Origin of the sequence: Pseudomonas sp. D47 (genome assembly GCF_045447305.1) — a bacterium.
Classification (GTDB): Bacteria; Pseudomonadota; Gammaproteobacteria; order Pseudomonadales; family Pseudomonadaceae; genus Aquipseudomonas.
This window is the reverse complement of record NZ_JBJGXU010000121.1, coordinates 1-4,996: the sequence shown is the minus strand read 5'-3', so window position 1 is coordinate 4,996 and position 4,996 is coordinate 1. Positions and strand designations below refer to the sequence as shown.

Genomic DNA, 4,996 nt, shown 5'->3' with positions numbered 1-4,996 from the left:
AGCCCGCTCCCACATTGGTTAGTCGCTTTTTTTCAGATCAATGTTCCAACGCATACCGCCGACAATGGTTGAGATACCCCTGCTCATGGCTGCCCACCAATTGCACCACACTGGTCCATAACCACGACGGTGCATCCAACTGTTTCGAGCGGTTCTCCTGCAACACCGCCATCCACTGCTTGCGCGTATCGCGGTCCATCTGCCGGGCGTGGGCGATGCCGACCACGCGGGCCAGGTAACCGGCGGCGTGCATGGCATCGATTTCGCTGAGTTCATCCAGCTCAAGCTTCATGTCCTGGGGCAGCAATTCACGAATGAAAAAACCATGGTCGAGAAAACGCGTCGCGACCATGCGCTCGCCCAAGCTCGGTGAAAGCTGACGCGCGCCCTCCACCACGCGCCGCCCGTTATCCCTGGGCATCTTCGCGCGTGCCGCTCGCGGTGCGGCGGCGCCGACGGCTTCCTTGATGTCGATCAGGCAATATTCCTGATCCTCCTTGTCGCCAACGGCCAGCAGCGCGGCATAGCGCAGCAAGCCCAGGGAGCTGCAACCTTTGACCCAATAGACTGAGTCCAGCAGTTCAACCTTGGCGTCTTTGGGGCGGCCTTTGAGTGAGGTGACCAACTGGTGGATGTCATCGGAGGCGCACAGTGTTTGCAAGGCGCCCTTCTCTGCCCGAGACAATGACCAGAAGTGCTTGCCCAGCGGGATCGTCGGCCGGGCACTTTCGATGCGTTCACGGGCGAGGTTTTTCCAGGTGCGCTCCACGGCGCTGCGCATACCGGCCTTGACTTGGGAGGGGCGTGGCGGCGCTTCGTCGGGCTTGTCTTTGAAGGCTTGCGCGTAGCCGACCATCATTTCTTCAAGCATGCGCGCGGTGGTCACCCCTGGCAGGTCCGAACCGCGTGCGGCGGTGGCCAAGGACAGCGCCAGGCGCACCAGGTCGTGGGCCGGGTTGCCGATCACGGTCTGGTCGAGGTCGCGGATGTGCATGTCGATACGGCCTTTGGTATCACCGGTCGGGCCGAGATTACCCGCGTGGCAATCGCCGCAGATCCAGATCGCCGGGCCATGGGGCAAACGGCGGCCGGACTGGCTGTGCAACCATTCGTAAAACTGCACCGTACTGCCCCGCACATAGGCATGGGCGGAGCGTGCCATCTTCAAATTGCGTAGTTGCGTGAGGTGGGGCATGCGGTCGGCGGGGCGCGGGGTTTTCATGGATGAACTCAGTGCGGGAGATGGGGTAGATCTCTATTCCCGAGAGAATGTTTCATTTTGTTTCAAAATAGTGGCATTAAGACAGTTTTGGCTGCGCTGTCGACAGTTCCTCCAGCCACCCCTTGAACGCCAACATGGCGGCTGTTTCAACCCGCGACTGCAAGCGTGTCAGCCAGTAACTGCCGGTGGTGATGCCCACCTCGAACGGCTGGCGAATCGCATCCGTGGCCAATTGCCGCGAGAACATCATCGCCGGTGCCAGCGCCACGCCGATGCCTTGCAGCGCCGCTTCCATCATCGCCAGCGACGAGTCGAACACGATGCTGCGCGGCACCACGGTGTCAGCGGGCAGGCCGGCGGCCTGGAACCATTGAGTCCACTCATCGGCGCGGTAGGAGCGCAGCAAGGTATGCTTCAACAGGTCGGCTGGCGTGCGCAATTGTTCGGCAAGCGTGGGTGTACACAACACGGTCAGCGGGGCTGCGAGCAGCTCACAGGCATCCGTGCCGTGCCAGGCCCCGGCGCCGAAGCGGATCGCGTAATCCAGGCCTTCGGCGGCCACGTCAACGCGGTTGTTATGGGTGGACAGGCGCAGGTCGATAAACGGGTAGCGCGCCTGAAAGTCCGGCAGGCGCGGCAGCAGCCAGCCCACGGTAAAAGTACCCACCGCGCCGACGGTGAGCACTTCGCGGTAATGCCCGCCTTCGAACTGGCTGAGGGTCTGGGCGATGCGATCAAACGATTCGCGCACCACCGGTAGCAGGGTTTCGCCTTCGCTGGTGAGCATCAAACCGCGTGGCAGGCGCTTGAACAACGTGACATTGAGTTGGGCTTCCAGGCTTTTGACCTGATGGCTGACCGCCGCCTGGGTCACACATAGCTCAATGGCTGCGCGGGTGAAGCTCAAATGGCGAGCCGAGGCCTCGAAGGCGCGCAAGGCATTGAGCGGCAGGTGGGAACGCAGCATGCTTGACCCTAAATTTTCTAATGGCTGGTGCGAGATATCATCGTTTGTTCGCAGCCGGCAAACTGCCTACATTGGCCTCGCCTGCGCAGGCTCTTTATTCTATCGAATCTTCTCATGGAAGCACCATCATGCCCCAACTGTCCTTGCTTGGAGTACGTAATTTAACGGCTCTGGCCGCATTGCTCGCCGCCGGCAACTGCCTGGCCGCAAACGACCTGCAAGCCGTGGTAGACGCCAGCGTAAAACCGTTAATGCAACAACAGGCCATCCCGGGCCTCGCGGTCGCTGTCGTACAAAACGGCAAGGCGCAATACTTTAACTACGGGACTGCCTCAAAGGAAACCCAGCAGCCCGTCAGCGAAAACACCCTGTTTGAAATCGGCTCGGTGAGCAAAACCTTTACCGCCACCCTTGGCGGTTATGCCCAGGCGACCGGCAAGCTCAAGCTCTCGGACAAGGCCAGCGAGCACCTGTCCGTTCTGGCCGGCAGCGCCTTTGACCAGATCAGCCTCCTGCAACTGGCGACCTACACCGCAGGCGGCCTGCCCCTGCAGTTTCCGGATGCTGCCGACAGCGCCGAGACCATGCTCGGCTATTTCCAGCACTGGAAACCGACTTACGGGCCGGGCGCACAACGCCTGTATTCCAACCCGAGCATCGGGCTGTTCGGCTACCTGTCGGCGCAAAGCCTTGGCCAGCCGTTCAACGTCGCCTTGCAGAAAACCCTGCTGCCCAAGCTGGGCTTGAACAACACCCACGTCAGCGTGCCTGCTGACAAGCGCGGCCTGTACGCCCAAGGCTACGACAAGAATCTGAAACCCACACGCGTCAGCCCCGGCGCACTGGACAGCGAAGCCTACGGCATCAAGACCAGCACCCAGGACCTGGCTCACTACGTGATGGTGAACATGCACCCGGAAACCTTGGATAAGCCGCTGCAACAAGCCATCGCGGCGACCCACGCCGGTTACTACACCGTGAACGGCATGACCCAGGGCCTGGGTTGGGAGCGCTACCCTTACCCGATCACGCTGCAAGCGTTGCTGGAGGGCAACTCCACGCCCATGGCGATGGAGCCGCACAAGGCCAATTGGCTGACGCCGGCACAACCGCAACCGGCCAACGTGCTGTACAACAAAACCGGCTCAACCGGCGGGTTTGGCGCGTACGTGGTGTACGTGCCAAGCAAGGACATGGGCGTGGTCATTCTGGCGAACAAGAACTACCCGAATGCTGAGCGGGTCAAGGTGGCTTATGCGATCTTGAGTGCGATGGATCACTAAACGACGCGCCTGTTTCCGACCGTCGCGGACACACGTGGCCGCGACGACGCTACGCCAGCACGCGCGTGTAGTAATTGTCATCCGGCCCCGGCTGGAAATGGACGCTACTTAAAAACGCCTCCAGCACTTTGATATTAGCCGCCCCCTCGCGCTGCCTGACAGCGTCTAAGTAACTTAGAAGCTGTGCATACGTTTCCTCCATCAACGCCAGAGCGGCGTCGAATACACCCGCCTCCCCGAAGGCCCGAATAATTTGATTTTTTTGATCCGCCGTTAATGCGCCCTTGACCAATGGCGCATTTGCCAAAATCATCAAGAACGATTTTGGGCCGCCTTCCAGATCCATCGCAAAGCCTTTCTTTTCAAAATGAGGAATATGATTAATATCGCAGTAATCATTGACGTAGCGATAATAGACACCCAGTAGAAGCATCATCGATTCGAGCAGACTATACGTGTCAATATCCAGCGGCCTTAGACATTGGCAGGCTTTTAATAAAACCACGAAAAAACAACCGGTATTGGCCTGTGCAATGCACCCATACTCTTCCAGGGAGGGCAACTTTTCACCGGCACTTACTTGAGCATCGAGGTATTGACCGACGTGCAGGCACTCAAGGCTCTCTATGCCGGCACGCACAATATTCATATCATTTAATTCAGCGAGCACTCTCAGCCCATCCAAGTAGCCGTACATCCCTGACACCAGCGCGACCTCTGCGCCATATTGCTTCCACACCGTTGGAATTCCACGGCGCAAACTGTCCCCATCGAGCAGATCGTCATGTATCAATGAAGACAGGTTTATTCGCTCTATGGCAGCGCACAACACGTGCGCCTGGGCGCAAGGCAAGCCGTAGAATGCGCAGAGCGCCCACGCAAGCTCCGTTCGCACGAGCTTTCCAGGTGTACGTTCTTGATACATGAAAGGCTCAGACCACTGGGCTTTGGCATTCAAGTACCAGGCCTTATCAAATGACAAGCAGGAATTGACCATCTCAACGACCTCGCTGGCTGACAGGTATGAGAGCGTCCCCTCTCACTTTTTTACACAGTGTTTTTTCACGCGTAAAAGACCGTCAACACAGCACAGGTCACTGCTTTACGTGGACTACATTGCTACTGAATCAACGCTAGCAACGTTCTAAACTTATCAACCAACTTTAACGAAATTAAAGCAGCCGAGAAAACCAACAAAAAGCATAAGACGCTCCCTGTTTATAAAGCCACACCCTCGCCACTTAAAACGTTTACAAAAAAACCACCCTCGCCGCCCCATTCAGCACTATAAGTTACCTTACAATTTCGCCCGACGACTGCCCAATGGAAGATCTACTGATACTCGTTGACCTCAACAATCAGCAAATAGGAACTGCCGGAAAACTGCGCGCGCATCAAGAAGGCTTGCTGCACCGTGCGTTCTCGATCTTCCTATTCGACCGACAGTCTCGCGTACTCCTGCAACAACGAGCAGACGGCAAGTACCACTCCCCTGGTTTGTGGAGTAATACCTGCTGCGGACAC

At 57.9% G+C, this 4,996-nt stretch carries 5 protein-coding genes; 2 read left to right on the top strand and 3 right to left on the bottom strand.

Annotated elements, in window-relative coordinates:
• Window positions 1-37: 37 nt before the first annotated feature.
• Both ACI77I_RS31540 and ACI77I_RS31535 read right to left on the bottom strand, forming a co-directional pair.
• Window positions 38-1,222 (bottom strand): DUF2252 family protein, encoded by a 1,185-nt coding sequence (locus ACI77I_RS31540; RefSeq protein ID WP_407000103.1) that lies wholly within the window; start codon window positions 1,220-1,222, stop codon window positions 38-40.
• 76 nt (window positions 1,223-1,298) lie between these two features.
• Window positions 1,299-2,189, bottom strand: a complete 891-nt coding sequence (locus ACI77I_RS31535) for a LysR family transcriptional regulator (protein ID WP_407000101.1) — start codon at window positions 2,187-2,189, stop codon at window positions 1,299-1,301.
• A gap of 128 nt (window positions 2,190-2,317) precedes the next feature.
• Between ACI77I_RS31535 and ampC the strand changes: the two genes are divergently transcribed.
• A complete protein-coding gene (gene ampC / locus ACI77I_RS31530) occupies window positions 2,318-3,472 on the top strand; it encodes a class C beta-lactamase (protein WP_094953556.1) in 1,155 nt (384 codons plus the stop codon).
• 49 nt (window positions 3,473-3,521) lie between these two features.
• Here the strand turns inward: ampC and ACI77I_RS31525 are convergent, their stop codons facing one another.
• The gene (locus ACI77I_RS31525; protein WP_406979649.1) at window positions 3,522-4,397 is read right to left on the bottom strand and encodes a polyprenyl synthetase family protein; all 876 of its coding nucleotides are present in this window, start codon (window positions 4,395-4,397) and stop codon (window positions 3,522-3,524) included.
• 398 nt (window positions 4,398-4,795) lie between these two features.
• Here ACI77I_RS31525 and ACI77I_RS31520 point away from each other — a divergent pair.
• Window positions 4,796-4,996, top strand: a 201-nt coding sequence (locus tag ACI77I_RS31520; RefSeq protein ID WP_407000099.1) for an NUDIX domain-containing protein, incomplete at its 3' end; no start/stop codon positions are given.